Source organism: Arthrobacter sp. TB 26 (genome assembly GCF_000427315.1).
In the GTDB taxonomy this organism is placed as follows: domain Bacteria; phylum Actinomycetota; class Actinomycetes; order Actinomycetales; family Micrococcaceae; genus Arthrobacter.
The window spans coordinates 9507-11001 of the sequence record NZ_AUPJ01000399.1 but is presented as its reverse complement, the minus strand read 5'-3'; the positions used below and the strand labels follow the sequence as shown (position 1 = coordinate 11001).

Sequence of the window (1495 nt, the reverse complement as noted above, 5' to 3'; positions counted from 1 at the left end):
GGCCGCCACCGCGCCGGCAAGCCCGGGGTCCAGCTGCACCGGCACCAGGTTGGCTCCGGCCCAGCAGGCGCCGAGGAGGGTGCCGCCGTCGAACACGCCCAGGATGCTGGCGCCGCCGGTGGTGGGCGCCGCCGAACCGGCGGTTGCCAGGTGCGACAGGATGAAGACATTGGCGACGGCGTCCTGCCGCGCCAGGTCCACGAGCTGGGAAGTGTCCGGGTCCCCAAGGGTCCGGACTGCGACGCCGGGAGCGGCACCCTCCTTACGAGACGCTAACCACGGGGCTACCCTTGACAGCATCTTCGCCATCGGCCTCCCCCATCTCTTCCGCGATACGCATGGCTTCTTCGATCAGTGTCTCAACAATCTGGTCCTCCGGGACAGTTTTGATGACTTCACCCCGAACGAAGATCTGGCCCTTGCCGTTGCCCGAGGCGACACCGAGGTCGGCTTCGCGGGCCTCGCCCGGTCCGTTGACGACGCAGCCCATCACGGCCACGCGCAGCGGGATCTCCATGCCTTCCAGTCCTGCCGTGACCTGCTCGGCCAGCGTGTACACGTCCACCTGGGCGCGGCCGCAGGACGGGCAGGAGACGATCTCGAGCTTGCGCGGGCGCAGGTTGAGCGACTGCAGGATCTGGTTGCCGACCTTGATTTCCTCCACCGGCGGGGCGGAGAGGGAAACCCGGATGGTGTCGCCGATGCCGCGGGACAGCAGGGCGCCGAAGGCCGTGGCCGACTTGATGGTGCCCTGGAAGGCCGGGCCTGCCTCGGTCACGCCGAGGTGCAGCGGCCAGTCGCCCTGTTCGGCCAGCATCTCGTAGGCGGCGACCATGATGACAGGATCGTTGTGCTTGACCGAAATCTTGAAGTCGTGGAAGCCGTGTTCTTCGAACAGCGAGGCTTCCCAGACGGCGGATTCCACGAGGGCTTCCGGGGTGGCTTTGCCGTACTTCTTCAGGATGCCGGGCTCGAGCGAGCCGGCGTTGATGCCGATCCGGATCGAGGTGCCGTGGTCCTTGGCCGCGCGGGCGATTTCCTTGACCTGGTCGTCGAACTTGCGGATGTTGCCGGGGTTCACCCGGACCGCCGCACACCCTGCCTCGATCGCGGCAAAGACGTACTTCGGCTGGAAGTGGATGTCCGCGATGACGGGGATCTGGGACTTGCGGGCGATGATCGGCAGGGCCTCGGCGTCGTCCGCGGACGGGCACGCGACGCGCACAATGTCACAGCCGGAGGCCGTGAGCTCGGCGATCTGCTGCAGCGTGGCGTTGATGTCCGTGGTGGGGGTGGTGGTCATCGACTGCACGCTGATCGGCGAATCGGAGCCGACGCCGACCGAACCCACCTTGATCTGGCGGGTCTTGCGGCGCGGCGCGAGGACGGGGGGCGGTGCTGACGGCATTCCCAGGCTGACCGAGGTCACATGGACTCCTTGTGTCGAAGTAGGTCTGGCGGGGGCGGCTAGGCGGCGTGGCCGGCCAGGAGGCCG

At 67.9% G+C, this 1495-nt stretch carries 2 protein-coding genes; both read right to left on the bottom strand.

The annotated features are described in order from the left end of the window. Nucleotides 1–300 (bottom strand): DUF4081 domain-containing protein (locus tag K789_RS0115555; RefSeq protein ID WP_128081644.1); only part of this gene is annotated, 300 nt, incomplete at its 3' end. Next, nucleotides 263–1429: a flavodoxin-dependent (E)-4-hydroxy-3-methylbut-2-enyl-diphosphate synthase gene (ispG, locus tag K789_RS0115550; RefSeq protein ID WP_024367560.1), complete on the bottom strand. Its 1167-nt coding sequence runs from the start codon at nucleotides 1427–1429 to the stop codon at nucleotides 263–265. The genes K789_RS0115555 and ispG, both read right to left, overlap by 38 nt. Nucleotides 1430–1495: the final 66 nt, after the last annotated feature.